17 protein-coding genes are annotated in these 16,664 nt (G+C 61.9%); 7 read left to right on the plus strand and 10 right to left on the minus strand.

What is annotated here, in order from left to right; translation table 11 throughout:
• Positions 1-68: 68 nt before the first annotated feature.
• Positions 69-1,883, minus strand: a complete 1,815-nt coding sequence (locus B5E41_RS14435; RefSeq protein ID WP_088394608.1) for a chloride channel protein — start codon at positions 1,881-1,883, stop codon at positions 69-71.
• Positions 1,884-2,089: 206 nt separating this feature from the next.
• Between B5E41_RS14435 and B5E41_RS14440 the strand changes: the two genes are divergently transcribed.
• Complete coding sequence (locus B5E41_RS14440; RefSeq protein ID WP_088394610.1) at positions 2,090-2,524, plus strand: MarR family winged helix-turn-helix transcriptional regulator; 435 nt, start codon at positions 2,090-2,092, stop codon at positions 2,522-2,524.
• Positions 2,525-2,615: 91 nt separating this feature from the next.
• Here B5E41_RS14440 and B5E41_RS14445 read toward each other — a convergent pair whose 3' ends face one another.
• The 5 genes from B5E41_RS14445 to B5E41_RS14465 all read right to left on the minus strand — a co-directional run bounded on the left by B5E41_RS14445 (position 2,616) and on the right by B5E41_RS14465 (position 6,689).
• Positions 2,616-3,524, minus strand: a complete 909-nt coding sequence (locus B5E41_RS14445; RefSeq protein WP_088394612.1) for a homocysteine S-methyltransferase family protein — start codon at positions 3,522-3,524, stop codon at positions 2,616-2,618.
• A 122-nt stretch (positions 3,525-3,646) separates the two neighbouring features.
• Complete coding sequence (locus B5E41_RS14450) at positions 3,647-4,336, minus strand: ABC transporter permease (RefSeq protein WP_020922876.1); 690 nt, start codon at positions 4,334-4,336, stop codon at positions 3,647-3,649.
• A 13-nt stretch (positions 4,337-4,349) separates the two neighbouring features.
• Positions 4,350-5,075 carry an ABC transporter permease gene (locus B5E41_RS14455; protein ID WP_088394614.1) on the minus strand — a complete coding sequence of 242 codons (726 nt, stop codon included), beginning with the start codon at positions 5,073-5,075 and terminating at the stop codon, positions 4,350-4,352.
• A 12-nt stretch (positions 5,076-5,087) separates the two neighbouring features.
• Positions 5,088-5,861, minus strand: a complete 774-nt coding sequence (locus B5E41_RS14460; protein WP_088394616.1) for a transporter substrate-binding domain-containing protein — start codon at positions 5,859-5,861, stop codon at positions 5,088-5,090.
• Positions 5,862-5,909: 48 nt separating this feature from the next.
• Positions 5,910-6,689 (minus strand): ABC transporter ATP-binding protein, encoded by a 780-nt coding sequence (locus tag B5E41_RS14465; RefSeq protein WP_088394618.1) that lies wholly within the window; start codon positions 6,687-6,689, stop codon positions 5,910-5,912.
• A gap of 156 nt (positions 6,690-6,845) precedes the next feature.
• Here B5E41_RS14465 and B5E41_RS14470 point away from each other — a divergent pair, with 156 nt between their 5' ends.
• The 5 genes from B5E41_RS14470 (at position 6,846) to mctP (ending at position 11,354) form a co-directional block, all read left to right on the plus strand.
• A complete protein-coding gene (locus B5E41_RS14470; protein ID WP_088394620.1) occupies positions 6,846-7,310 on the plus strand; it encodes an Lrp/AsnC family transcriptional regulator in 465 nt (154 codons plus the stop codon).
• Positions 7,311-7,390: 80 nt separating this feature from the next.
• Entirely contained in the window at positions 7,391-8,776 is a 1,386-nt protein-coding gene (gene mctS / locus B5E41_RS14475) for a two-component system sensor histidine kinase MctS (RefSeq protein ID WP_088394622.1), read from the plus strand.
• Positions 8,773-9,444 (plus strand): two-component system response regulator MctR, encoded by a 672-nt coding sequence (gene mctR, locus B5E41_RS14480; protein ID WP_088394624.1) that lies wholly within the window; start codon positions 8,773-8,775, stop codon positions 9,442-9,444. The genes mctS and mctR overlap by 4 nt, the downstream gene beginning before the upstream one ends.
• Positions 9,445-9,691: 247 nt before the next feature.
• Positions 9,692-9,889, plus strand: coding sequence for a DUF3311 domain-containing protein (locus tag B5E41_RS14485; RefSeq protein ID WP_007539443.1), 198 nt, complete (start codon positions 9,692-9,694; stop codon positions 9,887-9,889).
• The gene (gene mctP / locus B5E41_RS14490) at positions 9,879-11,354 is read left to right on the plus strand and encodes a monocarboxylate uptake permease MctP (protein ID WP_088394626.1); all 1,476 of its coding nucleotides are present in this window, start codon (positions 9,879-9,881) and stop codon (positions 11,352-11,354) included. The genes B5E41_RS14485 and mctP overlap by 11 nt, the downstream gene beginning before the upstream one ends.
• A 68-nt stretch (positions 11,355-11,422) precedes the next feature.
• Here mctP and B5E41_RS14495 read toward each other — a convergent pair whose 3' ends face one another.
• Positions 11,423-13,393, minus strand: a complete 1,971-nt coding sequence (locus B5E41_RS14495; RefSeq protein ID WP_088394628.1) for a HAMP domain-containing methyl-accepting chemotaxis protein — start codon at positions 13,391-13,393, stop codon at positions 11,423-11,425.
• Positions 13,394-13,858: 465 nt separating this feature from the next.
• On the opposite strand from B5E41_RS14495, the gene B5E41_RS31690 reads away from it, so the two are divergent.
• Entirely contained in the window at positions 13,859-14,011 is a 153-nt protein-coding gene (locus B5E41_RS31690; RefSeq protein ID WP_176439384.1) for a hypothetical protein, read from the plus strand.
• A gap of 32 nt (positions 14,012-14,043) precedes the next feature.
• Here B5E41_RS31690 and B5E41_RS14500 read toward each other — a convergent pair whose 3' ends face one another.
• From B5E41_RS14500 to B5E41_RS14510, 3 genes are all read right to left on the minus strand, one after another.
• Positions 14,044-14,382 (minus strand): hypothetical protein, encoded by a 339-nt coding sequence (locus tag B5E41_RS14500; RefSeq protein ID WP_088394630.1) that lies wholly within the window; start codon positions 14,380-14,382, stop codon positions 14,044-14,046.
• Positions 14,383-14,475: 93 nt separating this feature from the next.
• Positions 14,476-15,573: an ABC transporter substrate-binding protein gene (locus tag B5E41_RS14505; RefSeq protein ID WP_088394632.1), complete on the minus strand. Its 1,098-nt coding sequence runs from the start codon at positions 15,571-15,573 to the stop codon at positions 14,476-14,478.
• Positions 15,574-15,623: 50 nt separating this feature from the next.
• Positions 15,624-16,664: an ABC transporter permease gene (locus B5E41_RS14510; protein ID WP_064807015.1), complete on the minus strand. Its 1,041-nt coding sequence runs from the start codon at positions 16,662-16,664 to the stop codon at positions 15,624-15,626.

Genomic DNA, 16,664 nt, shown 5'->3' on the forward strand with positions numbered 1-16,664 from the left:
GCGCGCCGCATGGGACCTGATCATGCGACGCGCGGCAGTTGCGGAAGCGATACCGACAAGCCGGCGCGCTACTGCAACATGCTCCTGGGTCCCGCGGCGAGGTAAGGCCGCCGATCCAGTTCTGCGGACCTCAAGGAGCTTCGCAGTCGCAGAAGATCCTTGCGGGCGATCAGACCGCACAGCCGCCCCGACGCCGGTTCGACGATCGGTATGCGGCCATTGTCCGTCGACAGCATCAGATCGGCGATAAAGGCGACGGTATCATCGGGGTGTCCCACAGGAACCGAAGCGTCCGTTACATTGTCTGCAAGCGTTTGGGCGGCCATGTCCGGTTTTCCTTGCCAAAGCAGGATATCGGCCCTCGATACGACGCCGGCCAACCTGCCCGCCGCGTCGATCACTGGATAGGTCCGGTGCGTCTTCGCCCGTGAGGTGAAGAAATCACAGGCCTCGCCGATTGTCATGGTGACGGGAAGCGTGTCGACATCGCCGATCATGATATCCCTGGCTCGCGAGAGTTCGAAGGGATCGACACCATATTCGCGGGTGATATGCTGCCCGCGGCGCGCGATCTTCTCGGTGAGGATCGAGCGGCGCAACAGCAGCACCGTGACGGCATAGGCGACCACCGTTGCGGCGAGCAGGGGAACCAGCGTGCTGACGTCGCCGGTAATCTCCATCGCAAAGAAGGTGCCGGTGAGCGGTGCGCGCATGGTTCCGCCCATCATCGCCGCCATTCCGAGCAGCGCCCAGAAACCGGGATCATTGCCAGGCATGACGATGCCGACCAGCCATCCGAGAGCGCCGCCGAAGATGAGAAGCGGAGCGAGCACGCCACCGGAGGTGCCCGACGAAAGGGCAAACAGCCAGATGATGGTCTTCACCAGCAGGATCGACAGAACTGCCGGCGCCAATAGCCGGTTGTTGAGCAGGCCGTCGATGATGTCATAGCCGACACCCATCGCCCGCGGCTCGATCAGGCCGCCGAGGCCGATGACGAGACCGCCGAGCATCGGCCACCACATCCAGTGGATCGGCAGCGCCTCGAACAGATCCTCGATCCGGTAGAGCAGCGTCGTCAGCAATCCCGATTGCAGCCCCGATAGGATGCCCATCGCCGCACAGGCGAAGATCCCCCACCAAGGCAAGGTCACCTGGAAATGGGTCGGGAACAGCGGGCCGACACCGAAAAGCAGCGGGCGCCAGCAGATTGACACGCAGGCGGCGACCGCGACGGGAATGAAGCTGCGCGGTTTCCATTCGAACAGCAGCAGTTCGACCGCCAGCATGACCGCGGCAATCGGCGAGCCGAAGATCGCCGTCATGCCGGCAGCGGCACCCGCGACGAGCAGCGTTTTCCGCTCGGCCGCGCTCATGTGAAAGAATTGGGCAAACAGCGAGCCGATCGCGCCACCGGTCATGATGATCGGCCCCTCGGCGCCGAACGGACCGCCCGTTCCGATCGAGATCGCCGAAGACAGCGGCTTCAGGACAGCGACCTTCGCCGACATCCGGCTGCCGCCGATCAGGATGGCCTCGATCGCTTCCGGGATGCCGTGGCCGCGGATTTTTTCCGATCCGAAGCGGGCCATCAGTCCGATAGCAAGCCCGCCGAGCGGCGGTATCAATACCACCCACAGCGAGTGCGGTACGGCGGCCAGGGAAGCTGGCTCTATGCCGATCTCTCCGAACCAGACAACATTGGTCACAAGCGAGATCAAGCTGACCAGACACCAGGCCGCAAAGGCGCCTGACGTGCCGATGATGACGGCCATTCCGACAAGAAGGAGGACCCGCCTGTCTGTGGTGAAATCCCCGGCCTCGCGCCGGGAAAGGCCGCCGGTGAAATCATGCGGCCGGTTGCTTGGTTGATGCTGAGCCATGGAAGCCTCTGCTACGCGAAAACGGGTCGGTTTGTGCAGCGTCATTATATCGTAGTACGATATAAATCAATGGACAAATACGGGAAGGCGAAAATGTCTCGCCAGGTGCCTCACTTGACCGCCTTGCGCCTGCCCATCTATTCGAGATCGGCAATAGTGCGCGCAAGGATCGCCTCCTGCGAACCAAGCGGCAGAGGAGAACGAGTGTGAAGAAAACCCCGCCGCCGCTGAGACAGGAGGATTACGAGGCGCTGGCCGACCTCAGGTTCGCGCTTCGCCAGTTCATGGACTTCAGCGCCTCAGCCGCCCAGTCGGAAGGACTGCCCGTGCAGCAGCATCAGGCGCTGCTGGCAATTAAGGGACAACGCGGCGAAGCGATGACCATCGGCATGCTGGCCGAGCGGCTGATCATCGCGCCGCATACGGCGACCGAACTCGTCGGACGGTTGTCGGATGCCGGGTTGGTCGAACGCCATGCCGATCCCGCCGACAGACGCCGTCAGACGCTGCAGCTGACCGAGAAAGCCGACGAGCTTCTGACTAGGCTGAGCGCCGTCCACCTGTCGGAAATCAGGGTGATGGCGCCGAAGCTGATCGAGCTGCTGCTCGAGCTTCAGAAGACAGCGCCGAAAGCGGAGTAATTGGTTTCGTCGCCCGCAGGCGAGGCCACAGAAAGAGCCCAAGCGCTGCGGGAGCGCCGGCAGCTCCCTCTCGGACGATCAAGCTTCGACCTCAGCTTCGAAGCGTCTTACCCAGACGATGGATGTGGGCAGCACCGATGCCACAGCAGCCGCCGATGATCGTCGCGCCGGCTTCGGCCCAGGAGCAGGCAAAACGCGAATAGGCGTCGTCATTCAGATCGTCGCGGGTCTCGTGCAGGCCTTCATTTGCGGCCGACTCGCCCTGTTCGCCTTCGAAGGCATTGGCATAGACGCCGATTTCGATGCCGGCATCCATCTTGCGGAATGCCGCGGCTGCCGTCGCGACGGCCGCCTCCATCACTTCCGGTTTGCTGCAATTGAACAGGAAGGCTTCGGCGCCCGATGACGCCGCCCAGGACGCCGCATCCTCGACGCTTTCGCCGGAACGAAGCTTCGGCTCGCCGCTTTCGATATCCGCTTTGTCATCGGCCAGCGTGAAGGAAATCCAGAACGGTTTACCCGATTCCGCCACCGCCTGACGGACGGCCTCGCCCTCGGCAATCAGGCTCAGCGTCTCGCCGAGCCATATGTCGACGAAAGGGGCGAGGTTTTCGACCAGCACCTTGAGGTAATCCTGCACCCGCTCAGGCTGAAAATTCTGCGGCTCGTAGGAGCCGAAGATCGGCGGCAGCGAACCGGCGACCAGCACCTTGCGATCGGTGACGGACTCAGCCGCCTCGCGCGCCAGGCGGCCGGCGAGACGAATCAGCGCTGCCCCCTCCTTCTGGAACCGGTCCTCGCCGATATGGAAGGGCACCAGCGCATAGCTGTTGGTCGTGATGATCCCAGAGCCGGCGGCGATGAATTCCTTATGCACCTCACGGACGATATCCGGCGAATTGATCAGCGCCAGGGCCGACCATTCCGGCTGTTTCAATTCGGCGCCGAGCCGCAGCAGCTCGCGGCTCATGCCGCCATCGAGTATTCGTGTCCTGCTCATGAAGTCTCCATTCGGGCCGCCGCACCGTCACCAGCGGGCGTGCTTTTCATTTACAAAAGGGGTGAGTGTGCGTTGTTCGCTCCGACAGGCGGCGGGGTTCATAGCGAGCTCTTTCCGATCGGCTAACGACGAACCGGCACCTGCGCTTCGAGACCTCGAAAGACGCGGGCAATCACTGCGGTCAGGGCGAGATAGAAGAGAGTGACGACGAGCAGCGGCTCATAGACCAGCAGCGTATCCTGACGGACCTTGTTGGCCACGGCGTAGAGATCCATCACCGTCACTGTGAAGGCGAGCGGCGTCGCCTTGAGCTGCATGACGATCTCTCCGGCAATCGTCGGCAGGGCGATGCGGATGGCGCGCGGCAGCCAGATGCGGCGGGTCAGCTTCCAGGGCGACAGACCGAAAGCCCGCCCGGCTTCCAGCTCGCCCTTGGGAACGGCAAGCAGCGCGCCGCGCAAAACCTCCGCCTCATAGGCCGCATAATTCAACGTGAAGCTGACTGCGGCGAAGAAGAAGCCCTCGCGCAGGATCGGCCAGAACAGGCTTTGCCGGATGCCGGGAACCATCGGCAGCAGCGAGCCGACGCCATAATAGAGAAGCCAGAGCTGGATCAGCAGCGGCGTGCCGCGGAAGAAGGTGCAGTAACCGCGGGCCAGCAGCCGCGTCAGCCTGCCGCCGCTGACCTGCGCGAAAGCGAGGCCAATGGCGATGATAAAACCGAACACCACTGAGATGACCAGCAGCGCCACGGTCTGCCAGGCGCCGGTCAGAAGCAGCGGCCAATAGGAAGAGATCCAGGTGAAACTCATGGGGCGCGGCTCCTCAGGCGAGACGCGGCTGTCCCCGCCGCACCCGTCCCTCGATCAGCTTGAAAGCGACGTTGGAAACGAGTGTGATGGCGAGGTAGAGAAAGGCGGAAGCAAGGAAAAACACGAAGTAGTGTTTGGTGCTTGCCCCAGCGAGGCGGGTGGCGAGCGCCAGTTCCTGGTAGCCGACGACCGCGACCAGCGCGCTGTCCTTGGTGACCGACATCCAGAGATTGGCAAGCCCCGGCAGCGCGTTCGGCAAAAGCGCCGGCAGCAGGACGCGGCGGAACCGCAGTACGGGTCCCATGCCGAAGGCCTTGGCCGCTTCGATCTGGCCGGCGGGAATGGCGAGGATCGCGCCGCGTAGCACCTCGGTCATATAGGCGCCCTGCACGAAGCCGAGCACCGCGACCGCCGCAACAAAACCGTTCACATCGATCGGCGGCAGGTCCAATGCCGCCAGCAGCCGGTTGAGGCCGTCGGTGCCGGCATAATAGAGCCCGACGATCAGGATCAGCTCGGGAACGGCACGAATGACCGTGGTGTAGAGATCGAGCATGAGGCGGAGCGCGCGATTGCCCGAGAGCTTTCCAAGCGCGCCGCCCGTGCCGAGCAACAGGCCGACCGCGAAGGCGCAGGCCGAGATGGCGACCGTGGAGACCGCACCTGCCAAAAGAACGCCGCCCCATCCCGGAGGATAGGGAGACAGCAGGTCCAGAATGCCTTGTTGTGCGGTCGCCATCGCCGAGACTGCTTACTTCGCGCCGTAGATGTCGAAGTCGAAATATTTCTTGGTGATGGCGTCATACTGGCCGTTGGCGCGAACCGCAGCGATCGCCGCATTCAGCTTGGCTTTCAGCTCCGTGTCTTCCTTGCGCAACCCGCCCGAAACACCGGCTCCAAGGATTTCCTTGTCGTCGGCGACATCACCCATCTTGGCGCAGCAATCCTTGCCGCCGTCGCTCTTCAGGAAAGCGTCGAGCGCGAGCGAATCGCCGAAGACGTAGTCGATACGGCCGGAGGCCAGATCCTGGAAAGCCTCGTCGAGCGTCTGGTAGGTCTTCTCCTCGGCGGCGCCGGCGAAATACTTCTTGTAATATTCAGACTGGATCGTCGACACCTGGATGCCGATGGTCTTGCCCTTGACGTCCTCGGCGGTCGCACCCGGCTTCTGGTCCTTTGGACCGATGAGGGTGCTCGGCGTGTTGTAGTACTTGTCGGTGAAATCGATCACCTTTGAACGTTCCGCGGTGTTCGACATCGACGACCAGATCACGTCGAACTTCTTGCTCTGCAGCGCCGGAATGAGACCATCCCAGGAAATGTCCACGATCGAGCATTTCTCCTTCATCTCTGCACAGACGGCGTTCATCAGGTCGATTTCCCACCCGTGCCACTCACCCGAGGCGTCCTTGGCGAAGAAGGGCGGATAGGATTCATTCATGACGCCGAAGCGGACGTCCGCCTGTGCGGCGACCGCGGAAAGCGCAAGGGCCGCGCCGGCAAAAAGCGTGGGGAGCAGTTTCATTCGCAGGATTCTCCTGGTTCGTGTGTTGTCGATGATGGCTGGTGTGGATCAATGGGTGCTGAGACGGGTGAACTCCCGGCAGCGGGCGCTGACCGGCGCCCCGAAAACTTGCTCCGGCGGCCCCTCCTCCTCGATCCGTCCCTGATGCAGGAAGAGGACGCGGCTCGACACATCCCGGGCGAAACGCATTTCATGCGTCACGATCAGCATGGTCCGGCCTTCCTCGGCGAGATCGCGGATGACCTTCAGGACCTCGCCGACCAGCTCCGGATCGAGCGCCGATGTCGGCTCGTCGAACAGCATGACGGCGGGATCGACGCAGAGCGCCCGCGCAATCGCCGCGCGCTGCTGCTGGCCGCCGGAGAGGAAGGCGGGATAGGCGTCGCGCTTGTCGAACAGCCCGACCTTGTGGAGCAGGGCCTCCGCCTTTTCGATCGCCTCGCGCTTTGAAATGCCCATGACATGCACCGGCGCCTCGATGACATTTTCCAGCACTGTGCGATGGGCCCAGAGATTGAAACTCTGAAACACCATGCCGAGCCCCGTCCGCAGCCGTTCGATCTGCCGCCAGCTGTGTGGCTGCAGCCGCCCGCCGCGACCGGCTTTCAGCGCGACTTCCTCGCCATTGACGGCGATACGGCCGCGATCCGGGGTTTCCAGGAAATTGATGCATCGGAGAAAAGTGCTCTTGCCGGAGCCTGACGAGCCGATGATCGAAATCACGTCCGACTTGTGGGCTTCGGTCGAGATACCCTTGAGAACCTGTTGCGAGCCGAAGCTTTTATGGAGATCTTCGACGCGAAGAGCAGGAAAGGGCTGATCCGACATGCATGGTCCCGGCTGAATTCAATCTTGGAAGGATAATGATAAAATAACGCGGTTTTCTCGCGCAGTTTCCATCTCTTTTGCATATTATGAGCAAAATAATCTTTTCAACGCCGCGAACACGGCGCAAAGCTGCTGCGGCAAGGATCGGACTGGACCATGGAGCAACTGGATCGTTTTGACCGCGACATTCTCGATATCGTGCAGCGCGATTGCCAGTTGAAAGCTGAAACGATCGCCGAACGAATCGGACTGTCGGTCTCCGCCGTGCAGCGGCGGTTGAAGCGGCTGCGCGGGGAGGGGATCATCAAGGCGGAGGTGGCCATACTCGATCGCAAGGCGACGGCGACATCGATGGTCTTCATCGTCGGCATGGAGATCGAACGGGACAATTACGACGCGCTGGCGAAGTTCCGCGTCTGGGCGGAGAAGCAGGATCATATTCAGCAGGTCTATTACGTGACCGGCGCCGTCGATCTGATCGCGATCGTCACCGCCCGCGACGTCGAGCATTATGACGACATCGCCGCTCTGATCATGGCCGACAATCCGCAGATCCGCCGCATGCATACCAATGTCGTGCTGCGCGACGTCAAGCTCGGCCTGTTCGTGCCGCTGGAATAGCGATCGCGCCGGGCAAGCGGCTGGACTCATATCGGACAAAGGGCATAATTCCCGGCGCAGATCCTTGGGAGGAATGACCGTTGACGCTACGACACCAGATCATCGCATTGGCGATCGTCCCGCTGGTCATTTCGATCCTTGCGATCACCACATTCATTACCTGGCAATCGGCAAACCTCGCCAAGAACAGCATCGATACGTTCGAGCAGAACATGCTGAAGACGAGGGAAGCCGAGATCCTCAATCTGACCAATCTTGCCCTGTCGGCCATTCAGACGATCTATGACAAGGCCGGGTCCGACGACGAGGCCGCCAAGCAGCAGGTGGCTGATATTCTGACCTCGCTCGACTACGGCAAGGACGGGTATTTCTTCGTCTATGATTACGACGGCAACAATATCGTCCATCCCCGCCAGAGCTTCCGGCATGGGCAAAACTGGCTCGATCTCACCGACCCCGATGGCGACAAGGTCATCGCCGAACTGATCGCCACGGCCAAGGCCGGCGGCGGCCTGCACCAGTATAAATGGCAGAAGCCGTCAACCGGGCAGATCGCCGACAAACTCTCCTTCGTCGTCAGCCTCGATAAATGGCACTGGGTCGTCGGCACCGGCGTCTATCTGGATGACGTCTTTGCCCAGAGTGCCGCCGCCAATATGGTAACACGCGCCAACATCCGGCGAACCTTCGTCATCGTCGCGCTGATCGCCGTTCCTTCGGTGCTGGTCGTGTTCACCACCTGCATGCTGCTCACCTTCCATGAGCGCCGCATGGCCGACAGCCGCCTGAAGGAGTTGACGCAGCGGGTCATCGACACCCAGGAAGAAGAGCGCACCCGGCTGGCGCGCGAACTGCATGACGGCATCTCCCAGACGCTTTTAGGCGTGCGTTATGCGATGGATCTCGCCGGCCGCAAGGTCAGGACCAATGTCGACGAGGCGGCGCTGACCATCGAGCGCGGCGTCGAGGCACTGAATGGTGCCATCAAGGAAATCCGCCTGCTTTCGCATGATCTGCGCCCGCGCGTGCTCGACGATCTTGGCTTGACCGCGGCGCTGGAGGCACTGTGTCATCACTTTGCCGAGCGGACGGGGATCGAGACGGAGATCGACGCCTCGGGCTTTGCCGGCATGTTGAAGGCGGAAGCCAGCACCGCCCTTTATCGCGTCGCCCAGGAGGCCTTCAACAATGTCGAACGGCATTCGGGCGGCTCGAAGCTTTCGGTCAAGCTCTGGAGCGACGGCGGCCGCGCCCGCATGACCATCTCCGACAACGGCAGCGGCTTCGATGGCGCCAGGGATGGCGCGTCCGGCGGCTCGGGCCTCGGCCTGCGCAACATGCAGGAGCGGATGGCGCACTTCCGGGGCCTGCTTCTCATCAACAGCAGCGAGGCCGGCACAACGCTAACGGCGATGATGCCGAGGTCGGCCAATCTTGCCGCCGACAAACAGGCGGAAGCCGCATGACGCAACGCCGGAAAATCAGGGTGCTCCTGATCGACAACCATCCGCTGGTGCTGGACGGATTGAAAGCCGTGCTCGAAACATTCGATCACATCGAGGTCGCCGGCACCGCCGCGCTCGCGCAGGTCGGGCTCGATATCGCCCGGCAGATCCAGCCGCAGGTGGTGCTGATGGACATCAACATGCCAAAGCTCAGCGGCATCGATGCGATCGAACTGTTCAGGAGCGAACTTCCGCAGACCCGCGTCGTGATGCTCTCCATGCATGACAGCCGCGAGTATATCTCCTCTTCGGTGATGCGCGGCGCCGCCGGTTATGTTCTGAAAGACGTCTCCACGGAGGAGATCGTCGCGGCGATCGAAACCGTCGCGGATGGCGGCACCTATTTTTCCTCCGGCGTCTTCGACGCGCTGATGGGGGAACGGGCGGAGGAGGGGAGCGATCCCTTGACGCCGCGCGAGCGCGACACGCTCGGGCTGATCGTTGCCGGCCGGAGCAACCGCGAGATCGCCGAAGTGCTCGGGATAAGCTCTGCCACGGCGGAAACCCATCGCAAGAACCTCAAGAAGAAACTTGGCATCGCCACCACCGCAGGCCTGATCCGCTATGCGCTCGATCACGGCATCGCCTCGAAAATCGACGCAAATTCGCGCCTACCCACTTCTGGGTAGTGCCCGGTATTTCGGCTCAGCGCCCATCTTGTGAGGATAAAACCGACGTCCTAGGACTCCACTCGCGGCTTGCCAAGTGCTAGCCGTTGGGAGGAATTCACATGCGTTACATCAGCTTCCGATTGGCCGGAAAAGCTCGAGCGACCCGAACAGGGCCTGCCGCCGCCGCCGGCTGACAGACCTGCCTTCCACGCCGACAACTGGAACATGGCGACCGCCATTTACGGCGCCTGAAAGGTACTCCGACATGGAAAAACCACGTAGCAAGGCAGCGCTCTGGCTGCTGATCATCCCGTATATCGGTCTGCTCTGGCCGCCATTTTACAATCTCCGCGAGCCGTCGCTTTTCGGCTTCCCCTTCTTCTACTGGTATCAGCTTCTCTGGGTGCCGATCACGGCGACGCTGACCTGGATTGCCTATCGGAGCGTTCGCCATGACGACTGACATCAACGGCACGGCGCTTGCCGTCTTCATCTTCTTCTTCGCCCTCGTCACGGTCATGGGATTCGTCGCCAGCCGCTGGCGCAAGCCCGAGACGCTCGCCCACATCGATGAATGGGGTCTCGGCGGACGCAACTTCGGCACCTGGATCACCTGGTTCCTCGTCGGCGGCGACTTCTATACCGCCTATACCGTCATTGCCGTCCCGGCGCTGGTCTATACGGTCGGCGCCTACGGCTTCTTCGCACTGCCCTATACGATCGTCGTCTATCCCTTCGTCTTCATGGTCATGCCGGTCCTGTGGAAACGCGCCAAGGATTTCGGTTATGTCACGGCCGCCGACGTCGTTCACGGCCAGTACGGATCGCGCGGTCTCGAACTCGCGGTCGCGGCAACAGGCGTCATCGCCACCATGCCTTATATCGCCCTCCAGCTCGTCGGCATGACGGCGGTCCTGAAGGCGCTCGGGCTGCATGGCGAACTGCCGCTGGCGATCGCCTTCATCGTGCTGGCGCTCTATACCTATTCGGCGGGCCTGCGCGCCCCGGCGCTGATCGCCTTCGTCAAGGACATCATGATCTATATCGTGGTGATCGCAGCGGTCGCGCTCATCCCGTCGAAGCTCGGCGGCTATGCCAATGTCTTTGCCTCGGCCGATGCGGCCTTCCAGGCCAAGGGCGCCGGCAACCTGCTGCTCGGCGGCAATCAATATGTCGCCTATGCTACGCTCGCTCTCGGTTCGGCGCTCGCGGCCTTCATGTATCCGCATACGCTGACCGGCATCTTTGCCTCCAACAGCGGCAAGACGATCCGCAAGAATGCGATCATGCTGCCCGCCTATACGCTGCTGCTCGGCCTTCTGGCGCTGCTCGGCTATATGGGCCACGCCGCCAATCTGAAGCTCGACAGCGCCAATGACGTCGTTCCGACCCTGTTCAAGACGCTGTTTTCGGGGTGGTTCTCCGGCTTCGCCTTTGCGGCGATCGCGATCGGCGCACTGGTGCCGGCAGCGGTGATGAGCATCGGCGCGGCCAACCTATTCACCCGCAATTTCTGGAAGGCCTATGTCGACCCCAAGGTCAGCGATGCGGGCGAAGCCAAGGTTGCGAAGGTGACGTCGCTGGTGGTGAAGGTCGGGGCACTTCTCGTCATCCTCTTCCTGCCGACGCAGTTCGCCCTCGACCTGCAGCTGCTCGGCGGCATCTGGATCCTGCAGACGCTTCCGGCGCTGGTCTTCGGTCTCTACACCAACTGGTTCCGTGCACCCGGCCTGCTTGCCGGCTGGTTCGTCGGCTTCTGCGGCGGCACCTATCTCGTCTGGGATGCCGGCTGGAAGCCGCTTCATCTGATCAGCCTCGGCGGCGAACCCTTCACCGTCTATACCGGATTGCTGGCGCTGGCGGCAAACATCGCCGTTGCCATCGTGGTCAACGCCCTGCTTCCGGCCAAGGTCCTGGCCCGGGCGTAAACCAAAAAATACGAAGGGCAGCAATCGCTGCCCTTCATCACTTCATTTTTGGCAGATTGCCGTGCGGTTCAGAACTCTTCCCAATCGCCGGCCAATGCCGCATTCCCCTGGGTAGCATTCCCCTTCAATGACCTGCCGACCTTGGCAATCATCTGGCGCGCCGGCGAAGCCACGGGCTGAGCATGCTGTGCCGCGGGAGCCGGCTGCGATATGCGCCTCGATGCCACTGCTCCACCAATGTTGAACTGGCCCAGGAGCTGGAACAATGCGTCGGCTTCCTTGGCGAGTTTGTGAGCGGCGGCCGTGGCCTCTTCCACCATGGCGGCGTTCTGCTGGGTGCCCTGATCCATCCTGTTGACGGCGGTATTGATTTCCTTCAGCCCGGTCGCCTGCTCCTGCGAGGCGCCGACGATGGCGCCGACATTGCCGTCGACCTGCTGCACCTGTACCGCAATCTCCTGCAGGGCCTTTCCGGTCTCGCCAACCAGGGCGACGCCGTTCTTCACATGGCCGTTCGACGCGTTGATCAACTCCTTGATTTCCTTTGCCGCCTTGGCGGAACGCTGCGCCAGTTCGCGCACTTCCTGGGCGACAACGGCAAAACCCTTGCCGGCTTCACCGGCGCGGGCCGCCTCGACTCCGGCGTTCAGCGCCAGCAGGTTAGTCTGGAAGGCGATCTCGTCGATGACGCCGATGATGCTGCCGATTTCGGTGGCCGACGATTCGATCTTGCCCATCGCATCGACCGCGTCGCGGACGACACTGCCCGAGCGCTCCGCATTGTCTTTCGTCTTGCGGACGAGCTGGCCTGCCTCCTGAGCCCTGTGGCTGGAGTCGGCGACGGTGGTCGTGATCTCTTCCAGGGCCGCGGCGGTCTCCTCGACGGAGGCAGCCTGCTGCTCGGTCCGCTTGGCGAGGTCATCCGAAGCGGAGCGGATTTCCTGTGCGCCGGACGCGATGGCGCTAGCGTTCTCGGCAACCTTCTGCATGGCGGCACGGAGCTTCTCGACCGCGGAATTGAAGTCGGCTCTGAGTTTTTCCAGGGACGGGATGAACGGCGTGCCGATCTGCTGCGTGAGATCGCCATCGGCCAGCGCCTGCAATGCACTGCCAAGCTGGCCGACAGCCCGGTCCGTCTGCTCGGCAAGGGTGCGGCGTTCGTCGGCATCCTGTTCGAGCCGGTGCCGTTCCGCGACAGCCCGCCTGGCTTCCGCATCGGCTTCCCGCTCCGCCTTTGCCGAAATGGCGTCGCGCAATCCCGCCACGGCGCGGGCAAGCTTGCCGATCTCGTCGCCGCGCGCTTCGAGGCGACGATCGCCGTCGAGGTTGCCTTCCGCCATAGCCTTCAGCGAAAGCTGCAGTTTTGCCAGCGGGCCGACGATCGTGCGCGCGGTGACGACCGCGGCGAGGACGGAAAGAAGCGCCGCGATACCGAGCGCCGTCAGAACGATCGGCTTGAAGCCGCTTGCCGTGCTGCGGACCTCTCCGCCGATCGATTTGTTCAGTGCTTCCTGGTAGTCGATGAATTTGTTGATGGCGCCGAGCCAGGCAACGAAGGCTGGCCGCGCCTGTTCGAGCAGGATCTTGCGGGCAGCCTCGCCGTCGCCCTTCTCCTGCAGGTCGATGATCTGGGCGACCAGGGGATTGGTTTTCGCCTGGATGTCGGCGATCTCCTTCAGGATGGACTTCTCCTGGTCCGTCGCACCGGCCGGAGACGCGACCATGTCGGCCATGCGCTTTTCGTTTTCGGCATAGGAAGCCGCGAGCTTTTCGATCAACGCCTCGGCCGCCTGGCGTTCATCGGAAGAGGTCACCAGGGTCACGTCCCGAATGGCAATCGCCCGGTCGTGCACGCTGCCGCGATAGTTGATGGCGAACCGCTGCTTGACGCTATTGACGTCGTTGATCGTTTCGAGATTGCTGTTGATCTCCGCGACCTTAACCGCCGCATAAATGCTCAGGCCGGCCATCAGCAAGATCAGGAAGCTGAAGCCAAGGGCGAGACGCACCGCGACCCCGAAACTCTGAATGCTCTTCATTACCGCTCTCCATCGTGTGGGAGGTTTTGTTACAGGTGTCTGGACTACCAGGATTGTTCGTCGCATCTCGTTCAAATGTGGGACCCCGTTGTCCCAAGCAGCCGTCGGCAGCCCCGCACGCGGAAGCGATGCCATGCGCCTACGTCCGCGCGTTGTTCTCTGAGCCAGCGCACCAATGTGCCAGGCGCCTGCGTCGCGGTAACAACGTCGATTTCATACGAGATTCGGATCCCGGCCCGCCGTCATGGCGTAGGTGACGATCTCTGGGAACGTCGCTCCGATAACTTAAAAATAGGGTGATATATTTTAGAGAGTGTAAACGACGTCGAGAGGGGTCATTCTGCTGCGCTTTTTGTATATTTCATCTGTATTTCTGCGCAAAACGTCTGATTTTCGTACGCGGAAGAATATTTGAAGTTGCCACAGGGAAAGACGCGTATCGACTGTTGCATAAATGAGGGCTGGATGTTTGCGGAAGCCCGCGTTGATGTAATCGAGGATCATATTCTGGCCGATTGGTCCTTGGCCGACAGGCTGGAGGTGGCGCTGCATGTCGCGGACGCCAACCTCTACACTAAGAATGACGGCCGCAACCGCTGCGTGACGCCGGCGGCATGATGCTTAGTGCCGACCGGCTGCTCCTCCTGATGTCAGGCGGCACGCGGAGGATATTCGTTGGCAGCGAACACGTGATGATGCACTTTGCCGGTGAAAAGCTTCAGAAGCTCGCGGGTGACCTCGCGGCTCTGAAACCGCACGTCGGAGAGAAGTGCTGCGTTCACGGCCTCCATGTGAGGATACCGAATGGCCAGAGCCATGGCGTAGACCGGAGCACCCTCGTCGCGCTCGACCCCGTCCAACACCCGGATTTCTTCGGCTCCGGGAAATTTCGTCCACAAAGGGACAAGGCGCTGTCTCACAAAGTCGCGGAATTCCTCTTCCCGACCGGGATGGATTTCGCCCTCAAACAAAGCATAACGAATGATCATAGGTTCTCTCTTCCAAAACTCGCCGGAGCTGGATCGGTAGTGATGTGATGTCAGGGGATCAGGGCGTACCGGTCGATACGCCCTTGGAAAGGCTTATTTGCCCCAGATTTTCTTGTATTGATCGCGATAGCCATTATCGGGATCGAAGCTGTTCTTCGGTCCGCCGTCGAATTCGACATTCTCACTGGTCACTACGTGCAGCGGCGAGACATAGCCCGACCACGGCGCGTCGGCGAAGGCGCGGTTCAATTCATCGACGAGCTGCCAGCCCTGCAAATTGAGCGGCTCGGCCACCGTGACGGCCTGGTACTGCTTGGCACGGATACGCTGATAGGCGCTCTCCGAGCCGTCACCGGCCGCGACATTCACCGGTTTGCCGTCGCCGGCAATGCCGGCCGAGGCAAGCGACGGGCCCATGAAGTCATAGTAGAGGTCGTTGATCGCCAGAGAATGCGTCCATTTGGCGCCGTACTTCTGCAGCAGCGACGTCGTCAGCTGCGGCATGCGCTGGGAGGTTTCGGCGATCGGCGTGTCGACATATTCGAGCACGGTGCCGCCAAGATCTTCGATCTCCTTCTTCATGCGGTCGGCCTTGGCAATGGCGATCGCATAGGTGGAGTCGGTGAAGATGATGACGCCCGGCTTGCCGCCGGCATCGGCGAAGGCCCAATCGGCCGCAGACTTCGAGACTTCCATCGCGTCGGTGGTCACATTGGCGAAAACGCCGACCTCGGGAACCGGGCCGACCGCCGAGGCGGCGTGCCAGGAAACCATCGGAATGCCGGCCGCCTTGGCCGCTTCCATCGCCGGCTTCTGCTCGACGGCGTCGAAGCCGTTGATGATGATGCCATCGGGCTTCAGTGCCATGGCCTGGCCGAAAGCCGCCGTGCGTCCGCCGATCGAACCGGCGCCGTCCAGCACCTTCACCGTCCAGCCCAATGCGCCTGCCGCCTCCTGAACGCCATTGGCCACGCCGAGGATGCCGCCGTTCTTCATATCGGCAGCAAGAATGACGATGTTCTTGCCGGTGGTGCCCTTCGGGCCGCTCGTCGGCCCGTCCCAGGCGCTCACCTTGGACGCATACTTGTCGACCACGGCCTTGGCGTCAGCCATCGAATCCGCCATCGCCGGCACGCTCAGCATAAGGGCGACGGTTGCGACCGTTGCCTGCATTAAAGTCCTGCGCTTCATGTTCACTCCTCCATTTTGTTTGTTCTGGAATGCCGGATGAGCCGGCATCCTCATTTGGATGCGGGTGTGATCCTCCTCACAGCTCCGCGCTTGCGCTGAGCATAACCTGCTATGCCGATGGCAATCAGCAGTGTCACGCCGTTGAACAGCGGTTCGACGAAGAACGACCCGCCGAATTGCTGAATTCCTGAAATGCCGACCGCCAGGATGATGACGCCGATCAGCGTGCCCCAGACGTTCACCCGCCCCGGCTTGATCGTCGTCGATCCCAGGAACGCGCCGACAAGCGCCGGCAGCAGATATTCGAGCCCAACGCTCGCCTGGCCGATGCGCAGCTTCGAAGCGAGAAGAACCCCGGTCAGCGCCGCCAGCAGGCCCGATGTGACGAAGGCGCCGATCACGAATTTGCGGACGGGAATGCCATTGAGTGCCGCAGCCTTGGGATTGGCGCCGATAGCATAGAGATAACGGCCGATCGGTAGATATTCGAGCACGATCCACATGCAGATGGCAATCAGCAGCACGTAGAAGCCGGTGATCGGCAGGCCGAAGAGCATGGTGCCGTTCAGCGCGTAAAAACCCTCCGGCAACACGCCGACCACCTGCCGCCCGCCGGTATGCCAGAGGGCAAGCGCGTAAAGAACCGTTCCGGTGCCGAGCGTGGCGATGAAGCTGTCGATCTTGGCGACCTCGACCAAAAGGCCATTGATGAAGCCGGTGAGGATGCCGAGCGCGAGAACGATGAGGACGGCGACCGGCCAGGGCAGGCCGTAGACCGTCTGCAGGCTGATGGCGAGAATGTGCCAGAGCACGATGCCGTAACCGACGGTCAGGTCGATGCGGCCTGACGCCATCGGGATCATCGCGGCTAGCGACAGAAGCGCGATGATCGCCTTGTCGGAGACGATCGAGCGGACGTTTAAGACGGTCGGAAAGGTGTCGGGCAGCATGATCGAGAAGAGCAGGATCAGGCCGACGGTCAGGATCACCAGCCCGTAAACGGGGATCAGGCGCCCGATCTTCTGTCCTGTGGACAAGCCGGCCATTTCGCTCTTGGTCGGCTCCAGGGCCGTGGATTCAATGGATTGCAT

The organism is Rhizobium esperanzae (assembly GCF_002204185.1).
GTDB lineage: Bacteria > Pseudomonadota > Alphaproteobacteria > Rhizobiales > Rhizobiaceae > Rhizobium > Rhizobium esperanzae.